A 21,547-nucleotide genomic window follows, 5' to 3' on the forward strand; every position below is an offset into this window, starting at 1 on the left:
GAAGGGGCCGGTTCATCACCGGCCCCTCGTACGCGCTAGTTGGTCGGGGCCGAAATGTCCGCAGGCGCCTTCACCTGGGTCATCAGATCGTCGTTCCACTTGCCTTCGATCTTGAAGTGCGCGGTGGCACCGAGGTCGGCGGCCTCGATCAAATTATGCGTGACATAGGCGTAGATGCCGGGCTGCAGGAACTTGTACAGCGCTGCGCCCGCCGAGCCGCCACGGATGAACCAGGTCTCGAGCCCGGTCTCCGGCGCGTTACTGAACTTGCCGGTTTCCCAGACATAATCGCCGTGGCCGCCGATCAGATGCGGGCGACTGTCGCGATTGGCCTGCGAGTGCACGATCAGCACGTTCTCGCCGACATTGGCGGTCAGGGCGTTCTTGCCGGTGAGTGCGCCGACCTTGCCGTTGAATACGACGTGGGAGGGAACGAGCTTCTTCATTACCTCCTCGGTGTCGGTGTAGGCCTCGCCCGGCGAGTCATAGGACTTGAAGTTGCCCTTCTCGTCGCGCGGCACATACATGTCCTGCTCGCCGATGTAGTAGACCTTGTCGTATTTCAGCGCGTGGCCCTTGCCGTCGTTCAGCCCGTCACGCGGCAGCACCATCACAGCGCCGTTCATGCCGGAGACGACGTGCCAGGGGATCATCGCGCCGCCCGGCGCGCAGTGATAGACGAACACGCCGGTCTTGGTGGCCTTCCAGCGCAGCACGACCTGCTCGCCGGGATTGATCAGCGTGAGGGCGCCGCCGCCGAGCGCACCGGTCGCGGAGTGGAAGTCGATGTTGTGCGGCATGGTGTTGGTGGCGGGGTTGACCAGCGTCACTTCGACATAGTCGCCTTCATGCACCACCATCAGCGGGCCCGGCATCGAGCCGTTGAAGGTCATCGCCTGGAAGGTGGTGCCCTTCTCGTCGATGACGACCTTCTTCTCCTGGATCGTGAGCGTGAACTCCATGATCTTGGGCGCCTGCTTGGTGGCCTGCTCGTGCGCATGCACGAAGGGCGGTGCGACCAGCTCGACCCTCTGCCGCGGCAATTTGAGATCGTCGGCGGCAAGAGCGGGGGTCGCCAGCATCAGGGCGGTCGCGGCGGCGCTGATCAATGCGGCTCTGCGGGTTAGCATCGGAAGCATCCTTCATCTGAAAAGGTTTTGATGACGGGACCCACTCTGCGCTTCCTGGTGCAAGAGAGTTTGCGCTGCAACAACCTTTCGCCTGATTTGCCTCCCGAGCAGTACTTAGGTCGTTTACCGAAGCAGGATCGGTGAGACGACGTTAACCGCATCCGACGGCGTGATGTGGATGTCGAGGCCGAGCGACCAGCGTCCGGACAGTGGCGCCGACATCGTTACGCGCCATTGATCGTGACCGACGCGTTCTGCATTCGCAGTGACAGGCGCAACGCCATGCTCGATATTGCCGAGTGTGACCGAGACGGAGCTCGCTGCGAGCGGCAACTCATTCGCATCTTCAAGCTGAATCGCGATCTCGACCGGACCGGCGCGACCCGGCGAGACCGTGACGTTGGCCATCGCCTTCTCGGCATGCAGATGGGTGAAGAAGCTTTCGTCCGCTTCGCTGGCGGCTGGCGCGGGCGCAGCCGTTATGGCTTCCGTGCGATTTGCAGACGCCGCCGCTTGCGCGTTGTTTGTCTGCTCCGGCGCTTGCGCGGCGTTTGACTGCTCGGGCGCTTGCGCGCCGATGGCCTGCACGTCGAGCGTCACCTTCACCTCGCCGGCGTGCTCGAATGATAATGTGACCGGCACCTGATCGCCGTGGTGCAGCGGCGCCTTGAGGCCCTCGAACATCAGATGTCCGCCGCCCGGCGCGAGCTGGACGGATTGTCCCGGCGCGATCGCAAGGCCGGAGTGGAGCGGCCGCATGGTCATGACGCCGTTGTTGATCGCCATCTCGTGGATTTCTGTCTTGGCGGCGAGCGTCGTCGATGCCGCCTTCAGCCGCTCCGGCGCAGCTCCCTTGTTCTCGATGGTGAGATAGCCGCCGGCGACCTTGGCGCCGCCGGGCGTTGCGCGGCTCCAGGCTTTGCTGATGACGAGATCGCCATGCCTCGCATCACCGGCCAGCGCCGGTTGCGACCAAAGGCACGACAGCGCGGCCGCGCAGGCGAATGCGCGCTTGGAATGTTTCATGACGGATGTTTCCCTTGGTTCGAGACGCGCAGCTAGCGCCGAAACCGCCGTACGCGCTTTGCGCGAGCGCAAAGTTCCGACGTTCCAATTCCGCGGCACTTTGAGCGAGCGCAAGGTGGAACGGCCAAATCCGGGGTAGCAGAAGCACTTGCGGGGCGCGTCCCATTAAGACCTCAACATCAGGAATGGATCAGGACATGAGAGCGGATCTGGCGGCGAGCTATGGCGACGAACGTCTGCCGCGCTATACGAGCTACCCGACCGCTCCGCATTTCTCGCCCGCGGTCAAGGCCGAGGCCTACGGCCAATGGCTCGCCGAGCTTCCCACCAATGTCAGCGCCTCGCTCTATCTGCACGTGCCGTTCTGCCGCAAGATGTGCTGGTACTGCGGCTGTCATACCCAGATCGCCCGCCGCGACGATCTGATCGCCGCCTATCAGCGGACGCTGCGTCGCGAGGTCGACCTGGTGGCCGACACCATCGGCCGCCGCATCAAGGTCGCACACATCCATTTCGGCGGCGGTACGCCGACGATCATGGCGCCGGAGGCCTTCACCGAATTGATGGCGGCGATCCGGCAGGCGTACTTCGTGCTGCCGTCGGCCGAGATCGCGATCGAGATCGATCCGCGGACGCTGACGCAAGAGATGACCGACGCGCTGGCGCTTGCCGGCGTCAACCGCGCCAGCCTCGGCGTACAGAGCTTCGATCCGCGCGTGCAGCTTGCGATCAACCGCGTGCAGAGCTTCGAGCAGACCGCTGCCGTCACGCAGAACTTGCGACGCGCCGGCATCAAGGGCGTCAATTTCGACCTGATCTACGGGCTGCCGCTTCAGACCATCGCCTCCTGTCTCGAGACCGTGCGGCGCAGCCTCGAGCTTAAGCCCGACCGCTTCTCGGTGTTCGGCTATGCCCATGTGCCGACCTTCAAGAAGCACCAGCGCAAGATCGACGAAGCGGTCCTGCCCGACGGCCCGGCACGCCACGACCAGGCCTGCGCGATCGCCAGCGCGCTGAAGGAGGCCGGCTATGTGCAGATCGGGCTCGACCATTTCGCGCGGCCCGACGACGCCATGGCGCTGGCCTTCGAGAGCAAGACCCTGCGCCGCAATTTCCAGGGCTACACGACCGATGTGAGCGACGTGCTGCTCGGCTTCGGCGCCAGCGCGATCGGCCATTTGCCACAGGGCTATGTCCAGAACGAGGTGTCGATCGTCGCCTATGCGAAGGCCATCGAGGCCGGCCGTCTCGCAACCGTCAAGGGCTACGCGCTGACCGGCGACGACAGGCTGCGCGCCGACATCATCGAGCGCATCATGTGCGACTACGGCGCCGATCTCGGCGCGATCTGCGCCCGGCATGGCGCGAGGGCCGACGCGATGCTGCAATCCACGCCGCGGCTGAAGACGCTGATCTCCGACGGCGTGGTCAGGCTCGACGGCAACCAGCTCGCGGTCGCCAGGGATTCCCGCTTCCTCGTCCGCAGCGTCGCCGCCGCCTTCGACGCGCATCTGGACGCCGCCAAGCAGCTGCACAGCCGGGCGGTGTAGGTTCCCTCCCACTGTCATTCCAGGGCGCGCGACAGCGCGAGCCCGGAATGACGGGCGGAGGAACTGGCGCCAGCTTGCGCTTCAACAAAGAGGTTGCTGGGAGGGCCGCTATCGTCCCATCGGAACGGAGTTGCCCATGCCCTTCCGATCTGACGATCTCGTCGACGACATCATGCGCTCGGCGCCGCACACGATCCGCGTGTTCCTGGAATTCCGGATGGCGTGCGTCGGCTGTCCGATCGCCTGCTTCCACACCGTCGACGACGCCTGCCGCGAGCATGGCATCGATCGCGCAAAGTTCCTGGCAGCGCTCTGCGAGAGCGTGCCGGCGTAGTCAGCGTTCGCCGTTTGCGCTCTGCTCGGCCAGCACGACGATTTTGTGCGGCTCGCGCAGGATGATGCGCTGGCGGCCGCTTTCGACGAGGCCCTGGCTCTCCCAGCCGCTGAGGATGCGGCTCACGGTGTGCAGCGTGGTGCCGGTCATCTGCGCGATGTCCTGGCGGCTGATCGGAAAATCGATCTCGATGCCGTGGTCGAGCTTCTTGCCGGATTGCTTGGCAAGCCGCAGCAGCGCATGCGCGACGCGCTGCTCGACCTGCTGGGTCGACATCTCCAGCACGCGGGTGTGGCTCTCCTGCAAGCGCGTGCCGACGGTCTGCAGCGTGTTGGTCGCGAGCGGAGGGAACCTCTCGACCAGCCGCGGCCAGGCGCCGGTCGGCCAGGCCAGCACGACGCTGTCATCCACCGCGGTCGCGGTTGCCGGATATTGCGTGAGCCCGATCGCCATTGCGAGCCCGAAGGTCTCGCCGGGCGCCACATAGCGCACCACGATCTGCTCGCCGGTCGGCGTGGTCTTGGCGGCGCGGACATGGCCGTGCAGCAACAGGAAGAAGGAATGCGCGTCCTCGCCTTGCGCGAAGACCGCACTGTTCTTCGGATGACGTGACGAGTGCGCCTCGCGCAGGATCTCCTCGAGCTCATCGTTCGTGAAGCCGGCAAACAGCGGCAAATGCGCAACCAGTGACGGGTCGACCTTGGCCATTCTGCCTCCATGGCGCGGGCGTTCAGGACTTTGTGATTGCACGCCATTCGGCCGGCAATTTGCGTTAGCGCAAAACTGGCCGGTCCAGCGCCGGTATTTTTGTGTGCAAAGCCCGATTGAGCCGGAGTTTACCGATATGGCTGGCGCCCGTACCCGCAACCACCAAGGCTGGCCGCTGCTGGCGCACAGCTTTCGCCCGTTCTTCCTGCTTGCCGCGATCCAGGCGGCAGTTTCGATCCTGGTCTGGCTGCCGCTGTTCTACGGCGAGCTGTCGCTGAGTTCCGCGTTCGCGCCGCGCGACTGGCATGTGCACGAGATGCTCTATGGCTTCCTGCCGGCCGTGATCACGGGATTCCTGTTCACGGCGATCCCGAACTGGACCGGGCGGCTGCCGATCCAGGGCACGCCGCTCGCGGCCCTGGTCATCGTATGGCTTGCGGGCCGCATCGCGGTGACGTGCTCGGCCGGGCTCGGCTGGGCCGTTGCGCTCGCGGTCGATGCTGCGTTCCTCGCGCTGGTCGTCGCCGCCGCCCTGCGCGAGATCGCCGCTGGAAAAAACTGGCGCAACTTGCCGGTGGTGCTGCTGGTGGCGTTGCTGCTCGCCGGCAACGTCGCGTTCCATCTGGAGGCGCATATCGCGGGCGCCGCGGACTACAGCATCCGCATCGGCATCAGTGTGGTCGTGCTGCTGTTACAGCTGATCGGCGGCCGCATCATCCCGAGCTTTACGCGGAACTGGCTGGTCAAGATGAATCCGGGCCGCCTGCCGGTGCCGTTCGGCCGCTTCGACGGCGGCGTGATCGCCTTGAGCGCGCTGGCGCTCGTGTGCTGGATCGCGAGCCCGCTGAGTGCGCTCACGGGCGTTGCAATGGCGCTGGCCGGCGTGCTGCACATCGTGCGTCTTGCGCGTTGGGCCGGCGATCGCACCACGGGCGAGCGGCTGCTGCTGGTCCTGCATATCGGCTACGCCTTCGTGCCGCTCGGCTTCCTGCTGCACGCGGCGGCCGCCTTCGGCGCGCTGCCGCCAAGCGCGGGCATTCACGCCTGGATGGCGGGGGCGGCCGGCACCATGACGCTTGCGGTGATGACGCGTGCAACCCTCGGCCATACCGGTCAGGCGCTGACGGCCTCCGTCGCGACGCAAGCGATCTATGCCGCGATCGTCGTGGCGGCGCTGGCGCGGGTCTGCGCGGTGGTCCAGCCTGCGCATAGCGAGGTGCTGCTGCATGTCGCAGCATTCGGCTGGGCCGCGGCGTTCGCGGGCTTTGCGATCGCCTTCGGCCCGCTGCTCGTCGGCAGCAAACGCCGCGCGCTGGCGATTCCGCGCGCCGCGGTGCCCGCGCGCTAAGCCCTCGCCAGCGACGGAGCGAACACCACCTCGATCAACGTGCCGGTATTCGCCGCGCTCTTGATGTTGAACCGGGCGCGGTTGGCTTCGACCAGCGCCCTGATCAGGGACAGGCTGAGGCCGGCGCTTTCCGAGGCATCCAGCGGAGGCGGGGTTCGGAACGGCTCCATCGCGGCGGCGACTTCCTTCTCGGAAAGGCCATGGCCGGTGTCGCGGATGCGAAGTGCGACTTCGCCGCGGTCGGTGAGTGCCGTCGAGACGATGACCTGGCCGCCGGCGCTGGCGAGCCGGATCGAATTGCCGACCAGGTTCATGGTGATCTGCCGCAGCGCGCGGGCATCGGCCGAAACCTGCGGCAGCGCATGCGCGAGCGAGGTGCGGATGATGATGCGCTCGCGGTTGGCCTGCGGCTGCATCACCACGACACAGGCCTCGACGAGATCGTTGAGGTTGAGATTGCCGAAGGTGAGATCGAGCTTGCCGGTCTCGATCCGCGAAAGCTCCGAGAGATCGTCGATGATGGCGATCACGCGCTCGCCGGAGGCGCGGATGTCCTTCATATAGTCGCCGTAGCGCTCGTTGCCGAGCGCGCCGAAACGCTCGGAGATCATCACCTCGGCAAAGCCGATGATCGCGTTGAGCGGCGTGCGGATCTCGTGGCTGATGCGCGCCAGCATGTCGGCCTTGGCGTTCGCCGCGCCGTCGGCGAGGCGCTGCGCCTGCTTCAATTCGCTCTCGCCCTTCTTGCTCTGGGAGAGATCGCGGAACACGGCGAAGAAGTTCGGGCCGTCCGGCTGGGTGCGGCCCATGATCATGGCGAGCGGAATGACGCCGCCCTTGCGCTCGCGTCCCAGCACCTCGCGGCCATGGTCGAGCAGGCTGGCGATGTTGCCGCTCCTGATGCTGTCGAGATAGTCGATGACGAGGCGCTGGCTTTCCGGCGCGAACAGCGTCGTGAGGTTCTGCTGCAGCAGCGTCTCGCCGTCATAGCCGAACAGCGCCTCGGCGCTGCGGTTGCAGGCATGGATGTTGCCTTCGGCATCGAACATGATGATGCCCTCGGCCGTGGTGTCGAGGATCGCGGCGAGATCTTCCGCATTGGCTTGGCCGGGTTCGAGCTCCGGCTCGGGTTCGTACTCGGGCTCCGGCTCGGGCTCTTCCGCAGCAGTGACGGCTTGGGCAACGACGGGCGCGGCTGGCGGCAGCGCGCAGATCAGCGCATGCGCGGTGTCGCCGTCCCAGTCGATGGTGTGCAGATGGGCCTCGGTCGCGTCAGACCCGTCGGTCGCGCTGATCGTCACCGGCGTGCCGGCCTCCGACGTGCTGCTTTCGGATGACACGCCCGGCGCGACGTAGAGCGCATCCAGACCGCCGGCTTCCTCCAGCGCACCCAGGTTGGGATGGCCGACGCGCGCAAGGAACGCGGGGTTGGCGTAGAGCAGGCGGTCGAGCCGGTAGATCAGGATGCCGGTCGGCACGAGATCGAGCAGCGTGCGGTCGCGCAAGGACTCGCCGCGCGGCGGCGGCTCGGGCTCGGTCACCAGCCACTCGGCCAGTTCGCGCGGCCTCTCCTCCGCAGGCGGGGCAGGCGGCTCCTCGACGGTGGCTTGCGTCGTCTCTTGCGGTTCGACGATTGCGGTGGCCGCGTCCCTCTCGCGCTCGAGCCGCTCGGACAATTGCCGGGCGAGCTCGTTGAAGGCGGAGTTTTCGACCGGTGTCAGCATCGGCGATTTGTTGTCGCCGAGCGGGCGGAATGGCACGACGTTGGGGGGCGTTTCCACTTGCTTATCCAAATCGGCTTGTTGTGAATTCGCGTCGATGAAGGGTTCAGGCAGTTCGGCAATGGGCTCTGGTATCTCTGATACGACCGGCGGTTCGGGCTCCGGCTCCGTGGCTGGCTCGATGGTGTCGGCCGATACGCGCTGCGGCGAAGGCGGATCGGTGAACAGCTCGAAGCGCCTCAGCGCATCGAGCCGGTTGAGGCCGTCGAGATCGCGGCAGACGCCAAAGCCCTTGAAGCCCGCGAAGTTGCGCAGCCGGTCATAGATCGGCAGGCCGGCGAGCTCGACCAGTAGCCGCTCGCCGCCATCGACCGGCCAGTTCACGGTGATGCCGGCCCAGGTGTCGCGGGTGGCGAGAGCCCTGGCGACGCGCCCCTCGGGGTCGAGCGCAAACTCCTCTGAGATCTCCGACCACAGCCGGCCGAAGCCGGCGGCGGTGCGCGCGCCCATCAGGCGGATGAAGTCGTCCGACCCGAGCACGAAGCGCCCCACAGCATCCATCTGCCACACGAAGCGCATGGGCTGATTGCGTGGCGTGGCAGGCGCGTCCGCAGCTGGGGGCGGCTGGTCCATCGCCGCACTGATCGGCTCGGCTTTGGGCGAGACAATGTCTTCGGCCGGGTTATCAACCGCTTGTTCGCTCGCAGCAGTTGCGGCTGCGGGCGGCTCTGGCGCCGCTTCGCCCCTTGCCTCCGCTTCGAGCGGCTCGGCGAAAGCGTCGAACAGCGCGAACTCGGCCGGGGCCTCGTTCGCCAGCGCCGGCTGCTCGTAGTCGGGCAACGCGGGCGTTGCCGGCAGCCCGGATTGAACGGGCGCGGCGGCCGGCGGCTCGGAATTCGTCTCCGGCGCGACATCGCGCGGCATCTGGGCGGCCTCAAATGCGCCTCGCTTGTACAGCGCGACGAGGCCGGTATCGGCACCGAAGCCAACCCGTTGCAGCACCAGGTGGCCGATGCCGAGCGGCGTCCTGGCCCGCCCTTGCGCGAGTGCATCGCAGCGCGCCTGCGCGAGACCTGCCGCGTTGAGATCGGGAAAGCCGAGCAGGGTGCGCGCGGTCTCGCTCGCGCCGATGAACAGGCCGTCCGGTGCGAAGGCCGCCATCGGCACGTCAGCGCCTTCGACGAGGCGCTGCAGCCGTTCCACCAGCGGCATGACGCGGCCGCTCGACGACATCGCGGCGACCAGCACACTGCTGCTGCCGTCGGGAAATTCGAGCCGCGCGCAGGCGCAGGTCATCAGCGTGCCGAGCGAGGCGCCGAAACCGCGCAGCCGCTCGAGCCGCACCGCGCCGCCGGCCGCCAGGCGCCGGCCGAGCTGCGCGACCTGGCGGCGGTGCGGATCGGCCGGCCCGAAGGTCTTTTTGGCGAGCTCGGTGGCATTGGCCGCGCCGAACAGCTTTGCGCCGACCGGATTGGCCCAGACCACCCGCGCGCCGTCGATCGACCACAGCCAAGCCGGCAGGGGGGAGGTCGCATGCACGGCCAGCCGCGGATCGTCCACGCCTCGCAACTGGAAATCCGAGCTATTCATCCAACCGGCTTGTCTTGGTGGTCATGCAACTCTTGATCGCAAGGCCGTCGCAGGAATGGCAGCCTTAAGAAAGGGTTAGTATCGCCTGCGCCCGCAAGCAGGTCCACGGCCGCTGGCCCCGGAAAGCGACCATAAGCCGCGATAACCTTAATCTAGCTGAACCCGCAAGCCCGCCAGCGCGTTGGATGTGGGTAAGGGCTGTGGGTTCTACGGAAGCCGGCCATCGCGCGGTGTCATACCGGCCAGGCCATACGCCGCTAAGCTGGTGGAGCTTCCAAAACAACGGCCAGCCCAGAAGGGCGGACAAGGCCGAGACCAAAACAACAGGAGTGGCAGCATGAGCGAACCAGCCCGTGAACATTTCGAGATTCCCCAGGAGATGCGCTCCATGGCGGAGACGAGCTTCAAGCAGGCGCGTGATGCCTTCGAGAAATTCCTCAGCGGCGCCCAGGCCGCGGCCGGCTCGATCGAGGAGCGCGGCGAAACCATGCGCGCCGGCGCCAAGGACCTCAACGCCCGCGCGCTGGGCTTTGCCGAGAGGAACGTGCAGGCCTCGCTCGACTACGCCCAGTCGCTGATCCACGCCAAGGACCTGTCCGAGATCATGCGGCTGCACAGCGAATATGTGCAGGCGCAGATGAAGGCGCTGGCCGAGCAGGCCAGCGAAATGGGCCAGGCCGTCAGCCGCGCCGCCATCGACGCGACCAAGCCGAAGCACTGAGGCCGCTTGGGAGATGTCATTCCGCGGCGATGCGAAGCATCGAGCCCGGAATGCATTTATCCACGTGCGCTGAGGCCCGATGGATTCCGCTCCGCTCTGGCCGCGGCCTCGCTGCACCTCTCCCGCAAGCGAAGCGGCAGAGGGAGCGCATTTCCTTCGTGGCAATAATGCACTGCGGCCCGATGGATTCCGGGCTCTCGCTTCGCGAGCCCCGGAATGACGGAAGAATTTACCGCGCAACCCCAGGGTTCCCCGGCTAGGAACTACCTCCTGGCCGGGATTAAATTGCGGCGTTGCACCTCATGTCGCATTGCGACGCACAATGTTGACATGATATCCGTAGATAAACGGAGGCGCTGGGCGAGCCATCTCGTTTTTAGCGTTTCCACCTCTATCGTACCCGCCATCTTGGGAGGGCGGGCGCCAGACGGCTCACTCATTCTTTGACCATTGTGAGGGATAACCATGACAGGTGCGACTGATCCATTCTCCGCCTCGATCATTCCGTTCGAGGTCCCCGAGCAGATGCGTGCGTTCGCTGAAAAGGGCGTGTCGCAGGCCCGCGAAAACTACGCCAAGTTCAAGGATGCTGCCGAGAGCCAGAACGGCACCATCGAGGCGGTGTTTGCCTCCGCCAACAAGGGCTTTGGCGAGTACACCGCCAAGCTGATGGAATTCACGAAGGCCAACACCAGCGCGCATCTGGACTTCGCCCAGGAGCTGCTCGGCCTGAAGTCGCCGTCGGAAGCGATGGAGCTGTGGAACACCCACACCAGGAAGCAGCTCGAGACCTTCCAGGCCCAGGCCAAGGAGCTCGCCGAGCTCGGCCAGCGCGTCGCTACCGAGACCGTCGAGCCCATCAAGGCCAGCGCCTCGAAGTTCTACAAGCCCGCCGCCTGATCCGATCGGCACGTTTTAATTAAGAAACCCGGGCCCACGGCCCGGGTTTTGTTTTGGAATAAGGTGATTTGGGCCGGATTTTAGCTTAGCTGCGGCCTTGCCAAACAGGGCGGTTGCACCTAGTTTCCGGCCCGTTCAGCCCCCCTCGGTGCTCCAAGCCTTTCAGGCAGCCTCAAGGGCGGCTCGCGCGAAAATGCAGTTGTAGCTCAGTTGGTTAGAGCGCCTGTCTGTGGAACAGGAGGTCGGTGGTTCGAGCCCACCCAACTGTACCAGCGTATCCCGATAGCTTGGCCTGACATCACGGACTGTTCTCCGGAAAGCGAAGCGCCCTTTGTCCTTGCCGGCATTTCCCACGTTTCGATAGCAGCAGCCGCGTCCGCCACCCTAGGCGATCACGGCTTTGATCTGCGCAGTATCCGCAAATTCAGTTAGCTCAATGATCTTGCCATCCTGAAATCTGAACAGGTCCAGGACCTCGGTCGTGAAGGTTTTCCCGGTGGGGTGATATCGGACGACGAGGCGGGAGTGCACTGCGGCGCGCTGCCCCTCAACCAACTCGCTCAGGATTTGCCGCTCTACGAACTCGAAATTGGCGATGAATTGACCGAAGGCCTCTCGCAAGGTTGGGTGCCCCTGAGCACTTCCGGTCAGTTCGAGCGCGCTATTGTCGCCCACCAGGGTGAACACACCCGCGGGATCAAAAGCTCCCACGAGGCCGTCTACGTCGCCGCTACCGCGCGCAGCATAAGCGCTTCTGATGACTTCGAGCATATCTTCGCGTTGTCCCATATCCGCCTCCTGCAACACGCCTCATGGCAGGGTAGCTACCTTCGCGTGCAAAGGCAAAATCAATAACGCTGGGCGCAATGAGCCCGGTGTGTCGCCTCGTTCACTATGGCGAACACGCGGCCGTTGTTGGTGCCGCACAGCGGCTGCGTCCCGCTCGGCACACGTTAACCGTTCATTTACCAAAACCTCTCACGCTACGCCGCAGTATCCGCGACGGGGCTTGAACTGCATGACGCAGCGCAATTCCACGGCGTCAGTTGGAAGAGACGAGAGCGTCTTGTCCTTCTCTCGACCGTCGGCACGAGACAGAGGCGCAACGGCTCTTGATCTGGTGTATCAAGCCGCTGATGTATTTCGCGATATGGAAGAGCATGCCCGCGAGGCCGAAGCCCGCGCGCAGGAACTCTGCAGGGGCGCCATGGAAAAGCTGCGGCTCGCCGAAATGCGAGCTGAGGCCGCCGAGCGGGCGCAACGTGAACTCGTGATCACCGCCGAACACAAGCTGCAGGATGCGTGCAGAGCACTAGAACAAGCCAAGTCGCGTATAGAAGCTCAAGAAGACAAGCTGACGGCCGCAGAGCTTCGCGCCCAAGCGGCTGAAGCCGACGCAAGAGAAGCCAAGAAAGCGCTCGCACTCGTTGAAGAGGCCATCCGCAAGCGTCTGCTTTGCGCAAACCCGGATGTCGATAGCAGGTTGGCAGCGGCAGGCTGATCGCAACCTTGGAGCATCGGCGCTCGGCGGCCGGGGCAGGAAAAGGTCCTGATCGCAATCGGTGGCCTAGCAGACAGCACGGGCCGATCCCCGGAAAGTGAAGCATTCGCTTCCGTCGGCACACGCCTCGTCTCCCAACGTCAAGTTCGAGCGGAAGATTTCAAAAAAATCAGAAAAACGATTGCGCAAACGTTTTCGTATGCCATAGTCCTGCAGAACTTGGATCACCCAACAAGATCCAGGCATGGGAGGGGATGTGGCGACCATCGCCGATGTGGCCCGCAAAGCGGGCGTTTCGGTTTCGACCGTTTCGCATGTCGTGAACGGCACGCGGCGGGTTTCGCCGGACACGGCGCGCGCCGTGGAAGCGGCGATCACGTCCTTGAGCTACCGTCCCAACATCATGGCGCGGAGCCTGAAGGCCGCTTCGACCCGTTCGGTCGGCATCGCCATCTCCTCGATTTCCAATCCCTATTTCAGCGACATCATCTGTGCGATCGAAACCGAGTGCGCGCGCCTCGGCATGATGGTGTTTCTGTCCGACACCGAGGATGACCCGGGCCGCGAGCTCGACGTCGTCATGGCGCTGCATCAGCGTCGCGTCGACGGCATCATTCTCGCGCCCAGCCCCGATCCCGGCCGTCGCGCGCTCGCCTATCTGCGCGACGTCGGGCTGCCCTGCGTGCTTGTCGATCGCATGCCCGATCCCGCCTTCGACCAGGTCGGCATCAACAACCGCGAGGCGATGCGCAATCTCGTCGAGCGGGTCGCCGCGCACGGTCATCGCCGTATCGGCTATGTCGGCGGCAATCCCGGATTTGCGACCACGCTCGAGCGTATTGCCGGCTATCGCGAGAGTCTGGCCGGCGCCGGCGGCGTGATCGACGAACGCCTTCTCGTCACCGGCAGTGCGACAACGAACAGCGCGATGCAGGCCGCGGAGCGGCTTCTTGATCTCGATCAGCCGCCGACCGCACTGGTCGGCGGTAACAATCTCGCGACGATCGGCATCATGAAAGCGATCCACAGGCGCGGATTGCGGGTGCCGAAAGACATCTCGGTCGTCGGCTTCGACGATTTCGAATGGGCCGACTGCTTCGAGCCGCGCCTGACGCTGGTCGCGCAGCCCTGCGCAGAGATCGGCCGGCGTGCCGCCTTCCTGCTCATGGAGCGGATTGCCGCTCCGCAAGGGGCGCGGCGCACCATTCAACTCGACGCTGACATCATCGAGCGCGAATCCTGCGGGAGGCCGAAATGAATACGGGCGCTCAGACCCCGCTGCTCGCCATGCGTGGCATCGTCAAGCGCTTTGGCGGTGCGCAGGCGCTGCGCGGCGTCGATTTTGATCTCAAGAGCGGGGAAATCCACGCGCTGCTTGGCGAGAACGGCGCGGGCAAGTCGACCCTGATGAATGTTCTCTCCGGCGTCATCGAGCCGGATCAGGGCGAGATCCGCATCGACGGGGCCGCCGTCCGCTTCACCGATCCGCGCGTCGCGCAGGCCGCGGGCGTCGCGACGATCTTTCAGGAGCTCGATCTCGTTCCGAGCCTCGATGTGACGGCCAACCTGTTCCTCGGCCGGGAATTGACGCGAGCCGGCGTGCTCGATGGCGGCGCGATGCGCCGCGCGGCGCGGGCGAGGCTTGGCGAACTCGGCTTCGATGTGGATGTCGATCAACCGGTTGGTGAATTGTCGGTCGGTCGGCGACAGATCGTCGCGATCGCCAAGGCCCTGACCTACGCGTCGCGAATTCTCGTGATGGACGAGCCGACGGCCGCGTTGACCGCCGCAGAAGTGCAGCGGCTGTTTCATGTGATGCGCGACATCGCGAGGCGCGGTGTCGGCATCGTCTACATCTCGCATCGGCTCGAAGAGGTTCCGCGCGTCGCCGACCGCGTGACGGTTCTGCGCGATGGCAGGATCGCAGGGACGGCGCCGCCGGCTGCGCCGCAATCCGATCTCGTGGCGTTGCTCGTCGGACGGCCGTTGACGGAACTCTATCCGCGCCGGAGCGGCGCACTCGGCCGCCGCGTGCTGCATCTGGAGCGAGCCGTCTATCGCCCGCGCCGGCACCGGGCCGGATGGCGTGCGCCGCGCGAGGTCTCGCTCGAGGTGCGCGCGGGCGAGGTCGTCGGCCTCGCCGGCATCATGGGAGCGGGACGGAGCGAGCTGCTCGCTACGCTCTATGGCGCGGGCGGCTCCGGCGCCTGGTCGGGCCGTGTCGAGGTCGAGGACCGGCCGGCGAGGCTGACCTCGATTCCGGAGGCTCGCCGCGCCGGCGTTGCCTTTGTCAGCGACGATCGCCGGGGCGCCGGTCTGATGCTGCGCGACAGCGTCGAACGCAATCTCGTCGCCTCGGTGCTGCGGCGCGTGTCGCCGTTCTTTCTGATGTCGCAAGCGCGCCAGGCCAGGCTTGCCGGTCAAGCGATCAAGGCATTCGACGTTCGACCGCCGCGGCCGGAGCTCGCGGTCGGCGCCCTCTCCGGAGGCAACCAGCAGAAAGTCGCGCTTGCCAAGGAGGTGCTTGGTGAGCCGCGCCTGCTTCTGCTCGACGAGCCGACGCGGGGTGTGGATGTCGGCGCGAAGGGCGAAATCTACGCCAGGATTCGTGACCTCGCCGCGCAAGGCGTCGGCATTCTCGTCGCCTCCAGTGAAATGCCGGAACTGATCGGCCTCTGCGATCGCATCGTCGTGCTGAGGGGCGGGCGTACGGTTGCAGAGTTTCCCGCCGGCGCCGCGGAGGACGACATCCTCGCCGTGGCCGAAGCCAGTCAGGATGACAGCGATGAATGACGCCGCAACACTCGTGAAATCCACGCCCGTGCAGCCCGCACGGGCACGCCGTCTCGACTTCTTCGCCATCGCGGTCCGCTTTCAGAGCGTCATTGGCCTCATCCTTGTTGCGATCGGTGGCGTCATCTTCTCGCCGCGGCGGCACGGCTCCATCCTGTTCCTGGCGCCGGACAACATCGCGAACATCGTACGGGCGATTTCCGAGACGGGCATCATCGCCGTCGGCATGACCTTCGTCATCATCACCGCGGGGATCGATCTGTCGGTCGGCGCGCTGCTCAGTCTGTGCAGCGTGCTCACCGCCACGATCATGACAACCTGGGGCTGGGGACTCGTTCCGACCCTTTTGTTCGTGATGACCTGCGGCGCCTTGTTCGGTTGCACGCAAGGCGCGATCTCGACCCGCTTCCGCCTTGAGGCTTTCATCGTGACGCTGGCGGGCCTGCAGGTCGCGCGCGGCCTGGCGCTGGTGATCTCCAACAACCAGTACATCAACATCTCCTACGGCAATGGTCCGGGTCTTGCGCCGCCGATTTTCTCGGTGCTGGGCGATAGGCTCTTCGACAACACGGTTCCGGTCGCGACACTGGTGTTTCTCGTCGTCGCGATCGTGGCCACCTTCGTGCTGAACTTCACGCGCTTTGGCCGCTACGTCTTCGCGGTCGGCGGCAACGAGCGGGCGGCACGGCTCTCCGGCGTGCCGGTCACGCTGGTCAAGATCTCGGTCTACGCGATCACGGGCCTCGTGTCGGCCATCGCCGGCATCGTCCACGCCGGCCAGTTCAATTTCGGCAGCGCCAACGACGGCACGGGCTATGAATTGACCGCGATCGCGGCGGTGGTCATCGGCGGCACCAGCCTGTTCGGCGGCGCAGGCTCGATGATCGGTACGATCGCCGGCGCGATCATGCTCGGCGCATTGGCCAACATCCTTCAGCTCAACAACATCAATGCGGCCCTGCAACTGCTAGCAACCGGCGCGATCATCGTCGTGGCCGCGGTTCTTCAATCTCTCGTTCGTCGCCGCGAGGGATTGGGTCGTTGACCCCAATGGCGACGTAAAGGCCTGGCGGCGGCCAGCCCGCCGGAAAGAGACCGCTCGTCAGTGGCGGAGTGTTCCAAGCAAACAGGGGAGTGAAATCATGCGACGCGCATCTACGAAGGCAAGGTTCTGGTCCAATCTGGTGCTGGGCGCCGGCACGGCGACGCTCGTCGCTGGTGCAGCGCAGGCGGCGCCGCTGGTCAAGGAGTGCAGCAAGACCGGGGAGTTTGTCATTGGCTTCTCGCAGGCCAACAATGCCGAGCCCTACCGCCAGCACGTCAACGACCAGCTGACCGCTGCGGCGAAGAAAGTGCCGCAATTCAAGCTGCAGATTGCCGACGGCGCCGGCAACGTGAACACGCAGACCTCGCAGATGGACAATTTCATCACCCAGAAGGTCGACCTGATCCTGATCTCACCGTTCGAGGCCGCGCCTCTCACGCCGGTCGTCGCGCGGGCCATGAAGGCCGGCATTCCCGTCATCGAGCTCGACCGCAAGACGGTCGGCGAGGCCGGCAAAGAATATACAGCCTTCATCGGCGGGGATAATTTCAAGATCGCCGAGGAGGCGGGCAAATACGTCGCTGGCAAGCTCCTCCCGCAAGGCGGCGAAGTGGCGGTGCTCCAGGGCCTGCCGAGCTCGACGCCCGCCGTCGAACGGCTCAACGGCTTCAAGTCCGGCGTGAAGGAGAATCCAAAGGTCCAGGTCGTCGCCGAGCAGGCCGCCGACTGGCTGCCGGACAAGGCGCAGACCGCGTTCGCCGCGATGCTCCAGGCCCATCCGAACATCAAGGCGGTTTATGCGAGCAACGACATGATGGCCGCCGGTGCGCGTCTCGCGGCGAAGGGCGCCGGTAAACTCGATCAAGTGAAGATCCTCGGGACTGATGGCTTGCCCGGGCCTGCCGGCGGCATCCGCGCGGTTGCGGAAGGCGAGTGGGCGGCAACCTTCACCTATCCGACCGGAGGCCCGGAGGCGATCGAGATGGCGAAGTCGATTCTGCTCGATTGCGCCGAGAAGGTGCAGACCGTGGTGACCGTGCCGACCACCGCGATCACGCCCGACAACGCGAAGCAGCTGATGCAGAACTGAACCAAGTTCTGGGTGTGGCGGGCGCGGCCTGATTCGGCCGCGCCCGCTACTCGCTGCTAGCCAGACATCACGAACCGATCCCGGGAAGGTGAAGCCCCGGCTTCTGTCGGCACGCATCTCCGATCCCCACGTCAAGCTCGAGCACGACCCGGTGGATGGGCCGACAGCTCGGTGAATGTGCATGGAGATCCTGTTCGACCTTATCCTCGATGATCTGGCCGGCCCCATCTTCGAACTGCTCCTTGAACTCATTTTCCGGCTGGTCGAAGCGGTCTTTCACCTGATCGGCTGGCTGTTTGAGCGCTTTCGGCGCTGGCTGGATTTGCAGCCCAATATCGATCCCTCGCAGTTGTCGATGCTGCACAGGTTTGGCCGGCTGTCGCTCGGCATCGGCCTGAGCCTCTGCATCCTGGCGCCGCTGCTCTGGCTGGTCTGGCGTTGACCAGCCTGTTGTCCGGAGCGCGGGCTTCATACCGCCTCCGCTCGCGCGTGCGTGGCAACGCTTCTCTTCAGGTTTCAAAACGCCCGGCGCTTGCGATGAGCGGCTAGTTCTTTGCGACTAGTCGTTTCTCTCTAGCTCTCATGTCCGGCTTGGCGTTGGCGACGCGCAATGGGATCGTTCGGTTGTTCATCCTTGGCGCGATCGTATTTGCAGCGCCTCAGCAGGAGCCGACGACAATGACTTTCCGAGCGTTGTGTCTTTCATTCATTGCCGTAAGCGCGTTGGCCGGCGTCGCGCATGCCGACACTAACGCCGCGAACAACACTTTGCCGATCATCATCGGTCCACTTCCTCCGATGCACGTTGGCCCTCCGCCGTTGCCTTGGCCGTTACCGTGGCCGCTGCCGCCGCATATCCCTGTCGATCCGGTGCCGCCGCTGCCGCCGGTTCCGGCGCCACATCCGATTATTCCTGGTCAGGGTTGCGCTCCAGCACCGGGCATGGCTTGCCCGCTCTGAGGCAGACGAACGGCCGGCTGCGCCTGCCATTTTCGACGGATTTGGCAGGCGTGGTCGGGAACGTCGTCGTCGGGCCGCAACGCGCTACGACAAGCTTGCTGCGAACTACCTCGCGTTCGTTCGGCTTGCATCCATCTGGCTAAGACCGGCTACGCGCCAATGGGTCCGCGCCCTTACTTCAGCCCCGCCACCAGCACCACCACGGCCGGCAGCGTCACCGCCGCCAGCAGTGTGCCCAGCGCGACGGCGCCCGACACCGGGTTCACCAGCCGCTGATACTGAACCGCAAAAATATAGGCGTTCGCGCCGGTCGGCATCGCCGCGAACAGCACGACCACGCCGGCCGCTAGCGGCGGCAGGCCCAGCAGCTTTGCCAGCAGGAAGGCGGCCGCCGGCATCACCAGCAGCTTGAGCGCGCTCATCACGACGATGCCGAGCTTCTCGCCTTTGACCTCGAAGCGGAACAGGTTGATGCCGAGCGCGATCAGCGCCGCCGGCGATCCCGCCTGCGCCAAAAGCTCGATCGTCTTGTCGACGACCGGATGCAGGCCAAGGCCCGTGAAGCGCCAGATGAGGCCGAAGCCGATCGCCAGCATGATCGGGTTGCGCGCAAGATCAAGAATGACCGGCAGGATGATCGACAGGGCCGAGCCCTTCTGCTTGCGGCCGACCAGCTCCATCTGCAGCGTGCCGCAGAGCCAGAGCAGCGGCGTGTTCACCGACAGGATGAGGGCCATCGGACCAGCGGCCTCGTTTCCCAGCGCCGAGAGCGTCAGGGGAATGCCGAGCATGACGATGTTGCCGTAGACCGAGCCGATCGCGAACACGACGCCGTCCTCGCGGTCCTCGCGCCGTTCGCGCAGCAGGGCCGATAGCGCCAGCGCCGCGATCCAGGTGATCGCCAAGGCGCCGTAATAGGCGCCCCACATCCGAAAGGCGCTCAGCTGCGGGAATTCCGACACGACGATGGTGCGGAAGAGCAGGGCGGGGATGGCGATGCTGAAGGCGAATTCGGAGATGCCCTTGTGCGCGCTCTCGGAGACGAAGCGAAACAGCACCGCCGCATAGCCGGCCGCGATCAGGGCAAACACCGGCGCAACGATCAACACGGTAGCCATGCGGCCCTCACCTCACGGGGATATCCGCTGACCATCCAAGCGCCCTCGATGATGGCATCATGCCCCTGATTTGTCCGACGTGTCAAATGGACTTCGTAAAATCCGCAAATGCCGTGCTGGTCTTGCCGGCTACTTTGCATGGGGTTGTTTTCGAGCTTTTTGTTTGAGGGAGGTGGCGCTCCCTCTCCCGCTTGCGGGAGAGGGTCGGGGAGAGGGTATCTCCGCGATGGGACACTCCCAACGTGAAAAGAGCCCCCTCCCGGCGCTTCGCGCCGACCTCCCCCGCAAGCGGGTGAGGTTGAACGAGCCCGTGGCCCACATCGATCCAATCTGGTCGTGCCCCTGGCCTGGCTGGTCTGGGGCTGACCCTTCTGTTGCCCGGAGCGCACAGCTCCCGGGTTTCGCTTCGCGGCTCGGTTGCCAACGCGGAAGGCTTCACCCACTATTCCCTCCGACTCGACGATTGGGGGGATCATGCTGGCGTTTTGCTCTACGAGGTTCCTGGCTGCCGCGATCTCCGCGATCGCCCTGGCCATCATCGTCCAGCCCCGCGCAAGCTTCGCCTACACGCCGGAACAGCAGCAGGCCTGCACGCCCGACGCGATGCGGCTGTGCGGCGAGTTCGTGCCGAACGTCGACGCCATCACCGCCTGCATGATCCAGAAGAAGTCGCAGCTCTCGCCGCAGTGCGCGGTGTTCTTCCGTCAGGGGCCGGAACGGGGCGAGGCAGCCGGCCAGCCCGTCAACATCAAGCCGGTGGCGAGGAAGAAGACCTCGAGCAAGCCGGCCGCGAAGAAGACCACGGCGAGCAGCAAGTCCGGCAAGAAGAAGCCGAAGGCTGACGATACCTGAGCTTTCGGCCCGGACTGGATTCAAACCGTAGCCACGTTGAACGCTGCGCTCCCTCTCCCGCTTGCGGGAGAGGTTATCGAGACTACGGCTCGCACCTCCAAGGTGACCGGCTGAGTAAAAATGACTCAGTGATGTTGTGTGACGTGAGCTGAAGGACTCCTTTTGTTCACGTGTCCCCGCGAAGCCGTGAAGCAATTCCGCCTTCGCCCGACGGAAAAGAGCCGGAAATAGATTTGCTCGGGCAGGTTGCGTTTCGCTGTTTCTCGAACAACTGCTCAAAAAACGCACGATTTACCATCGCGAACGGCCATTCACTACGATTCATGTCCGCAGCGCCGCATGCAGTGTGACTCAAAAGCCAACACGCCTTTTATTTCGTGTCTCCAACGCAACTCCCGGTAAATTTTTCTTTCACGAATCAGCGCGCTGATTCATTTTCGGTACCTGGGGTCAATCTGGAGGCCAAGGGTATGAACGTTATTGTTTTTGCATCGCGTAAAGGCGGCTCGGGCAAAAGTACCCTTGCTGCACATCTCGCCGCGCAGATCAAGGCGACCAAGCCTGTTCTGCTCGTCGATGCGGATCCGCAGGGCTCGCTCACGCTGTGGCACAAGCTGCGTGGCACCAACGAGCCGCAGATCAAGGCCGCCGTGAATTCGGTCAGCGGCATCGTCTCCGCGGCCAAGCGCGACGGTTATGAATGGGTGTTGATCGACACGCCGCCGAACCTGTCGGCCGTTGTCGACGACGCGATCAAGAACGCAACCATGGTGGTCATTCCGGCGCGGCCTGGCGTGTTCGACGTCAACGCGGTGCAGGAAACCATCCAGATGTGCCGCGCGGCGCGCAAGCCCTACGCGGTCGTGCTCAACGGCGCACCCGCGCGCCGCGACGAAGCCGAAAGCCCGATCGTCACCATCGCCCGCGAGGCGCTCGCCAAGTTCCGCGCGCCGGTCTGGGGCGGCCAAATCACCAACCGCTCGGATCTGCTGATGGCGCTGAGCCACGGCGAGGGCGCACGGGAATATCAGGCGGAGAGCCGCGCCGCGCAGGAGATCGCAAGGCTGTGGGCTGCGATCGAGCGTTCGGTCAAGGCGATCCGTGGCACGGCGTCGGCATCCGGCGCAATGCACAAGCAGGCAGCGTAGTTTTTTTTATTC

General features: G+C 65.0%; 18 protein-coding genes, 1 tRNA gene and 1 pseudogene. 14 read left to right on the forward strand and 6 right to left on the reverse strand.

Going from position 1 to position 21,547, the window contains the following annotated elements; genetic code table 11:
- Nucleotides 1–35: 35 nt before the first annotated feature.
- The gene (gene nirK, locus YUU_RS0127015; protein WP_027525196.1) at nucleotides 36–1,130 is read right to left on the reverse strand and encodes a copper-containing nitrite reductase; all 1,095 of its coding nucleotides are present in this window, start codon (nucleotides 1,128–1,130) and stop codon (nucleotides 36–38) included.
- Nucleotides 1,131–1,691: 561 nt separating this feature from the next.
- Nucleotides 1,692–2,156: pseudogene (locus YUU_RS61370) on the reverse strand (copper chaperone PCu(A)C); the annotation flags it as partial.
- 197 nt (nucleotides 2,157–2,353) lie between these two features.
- On the opposite strand from YUU_RS61370, the gene hemN reads away from it, so the two are divergent.
- Together hemN and YUU_RS0127030 are read left to right on the forward strand one after the other, a co-directional pair.
- On the forward strand, nucleotides 2,354–3,706 hold the full coding sequence (hemN, locus tag YUU_RS0127025; protein WP_027525197.1) for an oxygen-independent coproporphyrinogen III oxidase: 1,353 nt from the start codon (nucleotides 2,354–2,356) through the stop codon (nucleotides 3,704–3,706).
- A 136-nt stretch (nucleotides 3,707–3,842) separates the two neighbouring features.
- A complete protein-coding gene (locus tag YUU_RS0127030; RefSeq protein WP_027525198.1) occupies nucleotides 3,843–4,040 on the forward strand; it encodes a DUF1858 domain-containing protein in 198 nt (65 codons plus the stop codon).
- On the opposite strand, the gene YUU_RS0127035 is transcribed toward YUU_RS0127030, so the two are convergent.
- Entirely contained in the window at nucleotides 4,041–4,748 is a 708-nt protein-coding gene (locus YUU_RS0127035) for a Crp/Fnr family transcriptional regulator (protein ID WP_027525199.1), read from the reverse strand.
- A 136-nt stretch (nucleotides 4,749–4,884) separates the two neighbouring features.
- On the opposite strand from YUU_RS0127035, the gene YUU_RS0127040 reads away from it, so the two are divergent.
- Nucleotides 4,885–6,096, forward strand: a complete 1,212-nt coding sequence (locus YUU_RS0127040) for an NnrS family protein (protein ID WP_027525200.1) — start codon at nucleotides 4,885–4,887, stop codon at nucleotides 6,094–6,096.
- Here the strand turns inward: YUU_RS0127040 and YUU_RS0127045 are convergent.
- Complete coding sequence (locus YUU_RS0127045; protein WP_027525201.1) at nucleotides 6,093–9,407, reverse strand: PAS domain-containing protein; 3,315 nt, start codon at nucleotides 9,405–9,407, stop codon at nucleotides 6,093–6,095. The two genes, YUU_RS0127040 and YUU_RS0127045, sit on opposite strands and share 4 nt — an antisense overlap.
- 337 nt (nucleotides 9,408–9,744) lie before the next feature.
- On the opposite strand from YUU_RS0127045, the gene YUU_RS0127050 reads away from it, so the two are divergent.
- From YUU_RS0127050 to YUU_RS0127060, 3 genes are all read left to right on the forward strand, one after another.
- The gene (locus YUU_RS0127050) at nucleotides 9,745–10,128 is read left to right on the forward strand and encodes a phasin family protein (RefSeq protein ID WP_027525202.1); all 384 of its coding nucleotides are present in this window, start codon (nucleotides 9,745–9,747) and stop codon (nucleotides 10,126–10,128) included.
- A 465-nt stretch (nucleotides 10,129–10,593) separates the two neighbouring features.
- The gene (locus YUU_RS0127055) at nucleotides 10,594–11,028 is read left to right on the forward strand and encodes a phasin (protein WP_027525203.1); all 435 of its coding nucleotides are present in this window, start codon (nucleotides 10,594–10,596) and stop codon (nucleotides 11,026–11,028) included.
- A gap of 195 nt (nucleotides 11,029–11,223) precedes the next feature.
- Nucleotides 11,224–11,300, forward strand: a tRNA-His gene (locus tag YUU_RS0127060).
- Between the two features lie 112 nt (nucleotides 11,301–11,412).
- On the opposite strand, the gene YUU_RS0127065 is transcribed toward YUU_RS0127060, so the two are convergent.
- A complete protein-coding gene (locus YUU_RS0127065) occupies nucleotides 11,413–11,817 on the reverse strand; it encodes a nuclear transport factor 2 family protein (RefSeq protein ID WP_027525204.1) in 405 nt (134 codons plus the stop codon).
- A 229-nt stretch (nucleotides 11,818–12,046) separates the two neighbouring features.
- On the opposite strand from YUU_RS0127065, the gene YUU_RS0127070 reads away from it, so the two are divergent.
- The 6 genes from YUU_RS0127070 (at nucleotide 12,047) to YUU_RS0127095 (ending at nucleotide 17,899) form a co-directional block, all read left to right on the forward strand.
- Nucleotides 12,047–12,529 carry a hypothetical protein gene (locus YUU_RS0127070; protein WP_027525205.1) on the forward strand — a complete coding sequence of 161 codons (483 nt, stop codon included), beginning with the start codon at nucleotides 12,047–12,049 and terminating at the stop codon, nucleotides 12,527–12,529.
- A gap of 256 nt (nucleotides 12,530–12,785) precedes the next feature.
- A complete protein-coding gene (locus YUU_RS0127075; RefSeq protein ID WP_027525206.1) occupies nucleotides 12,786–13,787 on the forward strand; it encodes a LacI family DNA-binding transcriptional regulator in 1,002 nt (333 codons plus the stop codon).
- A complete protein-coding gene (locus YUU_RS0127080) occupies nucleotides 13,784–15,322 on the forward strand; it encodes a sugar ABC transporter ATP-binding protein (protein WP_027525207.1) in 1,539 nt (512 codons plus the stop codon). The genes YUU_RS0127075 and YUU_RS0127080 overlap by 4 nt, the downstream gene beginning before the upstream one ends.
- On the forward strand, nucleotides 15,315–16,367 hold the full coding sequence (locus YUU_RS0127085) for an ABC transporter permease (RefSeq protein ID WP_035663462.1): 1,053 nt from the start codon (nucleotides 15,315–15,317) through the stop codon (nucleotides 16,365–16,367). The genes YUU_RS0127080 and YUU_RS0127085 overlap by 8 nt, the downstream gene beginning before the upstream one ends.
- A 97-nt stretch (nucleotides 16,368–16,464) precedes the next feature.
- Nucleotides 16,465–17,457 (forward strand): substrate-binding domain-containing protein, encoded by a 993-nt coding sequence (locus YUU_RS0127090; protein WP_027525209.1) that lies wholly within the window; start codon nucleotides 16,465–16,467, stop codon nucleotides 17,455–17,457.
- Between the two features lie 181 nt (nucleotides 17,458–17,638).
- Complete coding sequence (locus YUU_RS0127095; RefSeq protein ID WP_027525210.1) at nucleotides 17,639–17,899, forward strand: hypothetical protein; 261 nt, start codon at nucleotides 17,639–17,641, stop codon at nucleotides 17,897–17,899.
- A gap of 691 nt (nucleotides 17,900–18,590) precedes the next feature.
- On the opposite strand, the gene YUU_RS0127100 is transcribed toward YUU_RS0127095, so the two are convergent.
- Nucleotides 18,591–19,535: an AEC family transporter gene (locus tag YUU_RS0127100; RefSeq protein WP_027525211.1), complete on the reverse strand. Its 945-nt coding sequence runs from the start codon at nucleotides 19,533–19,535 to the stop codon at nucleotides 18,591–18,593.
- Between the two features lie 474 nt (nucleotides 19,536–20,009).
- Between YUU_RS0127100 and YUU_RS0127105 the strand changes: the two genes are divergently transcribed.
- Both YUU_RS0127105 and YUU_RS0127110 read left to right on the forward strand, forming a co-directional pair.
- Nucleotides 20,010–20,387, forward strand: coding sequence for a hypothetical protein (locus tag YUU_RS0127105; RefSeq protein WP_027525212.1), 378 nt, complete (start codon nucleotides 20,010–20,012; stop codon nucleotides 20,385–20,387).
- 470 nt (nucleotides 20,388–20,857) lie between these two features.
- Nucleotides 20,858–21,535, forward strand: a complete 678-nt coding sequence (locus tag YUU_RS0127110; RefSeq protein WP_027525213.1) for a ParA family protein — start codon at nucleotides 20,858–20,860, stop codon at nucleotides 21,533–21,535.
- The last annotated feature ends 12 nt before the right edge of the window (nucleotides 21,536–21,547 follow it).

This window comes from Bradyrhizobium sp. Ec3.3 (genome assembly GCF_000472925.1).
Taxonomy (GTDB): Bacteria; Pseudomonadota; Alphaproteobacteria; order Rhizobiales; family Xanthobacteraceae; genus Bradyrhizobium.

Bases quoted from the DNA above. Each gene is read 5' to 3' on its own strand.
- nirK (WP_027525196.1), bottom strand. From the start codon at position 1,130: ATGCTAACCCGCAGAGCCGCATTGATCAGCGCCGCCGCGACCGCCCTG.
- hemN (WP_027525197.1), top strand. From the start codon at position 2,354: ATGAGAGCGGATCTGGCGGCGAGCTATGGCGACGAACGTCTGCCGCGC.
- YUU_RS0127030 (WP_027525198.1), top strand. From the start codon at position 3,843: ATGCCCTTCCGATCTGACGATCTCGTCGACGACATCATGCGCTCGGCG.
- YUU_RS0127035 (WP_027525199.1), bottom strand. From the start codon at position 4,748: ATGGCCAAGGTCGACCCGTCACTGGTTGCGCATTTGCCGCTGTTTGCC.
- YUU_RS0127040 (WP_027525200.1), top strand. From the start codon at position 4,885: ATGGCTGGCGCCCGTACCCGCAACCACCAAGGCTGGCCGCTGCTGGCG.
- YUU_RS0127045 (WP_027525201.1), bottom strand. From the start codon at position 9,407: ATGAATAGCTCGGATTTCCAGTTGCGAGGCGTGGACGATCCGCGGCTG.
- YUU_RS0127050 (WP_027525202.1), top strand. From the start codon at position 9,745: ATGAGCGAACCAGCCCGTGAACATTTCGAGATTCCCCAGGAGATGCGC.
- YUU_RS0127055 (WP_027525203.1), top strand. From the start codon at position 10,594: ATGACAGGTGCGACTGATCCATTCTCCGCCTCGATCATTCCGTTCGAG.
- YUU_RS0127065 (WP_027525204.1), bottom strand. From the start codon at position 11,817: ATGGGACAACGCGAAGATATGCTCGAAGTCATCAGAAGCGCTTATGCT.
- YUU_RS0127070 (WP_027525205.1), top strand. From the start codon at position 12,047: ATGACGCAGCGCAATTCCACGGCGTCAGTTGGAAGAGACGAGAGCGTC.
- YUU_RS0127080 (WP_027525207.1), top strand. From the start codon at position 13,784: ATGAATACGGGCGCTCAGACCCCGCTGCTCGCCATGCGTGGCATCGTC.
- YUU_RS0127085 (WP_035663462.1), top strand. From the start codon at position 15,315: ATGAATGACGCCGCAACACTCGTGAAATCCACGCCCGTGCAGCCCGCA.
- YUU_RS0127090 (WP_027525209.1), top strand. From the start codon at position 16,465: ATGCGACGCGCATCTACGAAGGCAAGGTTCTGGTCCAATCTGGTGCTG.
- YUU_RS0127095 (WP_027525210.1), top strand. From the start codon at position 17,639: ATGGAGATCCTGTTCGACCTTATCCTCGATGATCTGGCCGGCCCCATC.
- YUU_RS0127100 (WP_027525211.1), bottom strand. From the start codon at position 19,535: ATGGCTACCGTGTTGATCGTTGCGCCGGTGTTTGCCCTGATCGCGGCC.
- YUU_RS0127105 (WP_027525212.1), top strand. From the start codon at position 20,010: ATGCTGGCGTTTTGCTCTACGAGGTTCCTGGCTGCCGCGATCTCCGCG.
- YUU_RS0127110 (WP_027525213.1), top strand. From the start codon at position 20,858: ATGAACGTTATTGTTTTTGCATCGCGTAAAGGCGGCTCGGGCAAAAGT.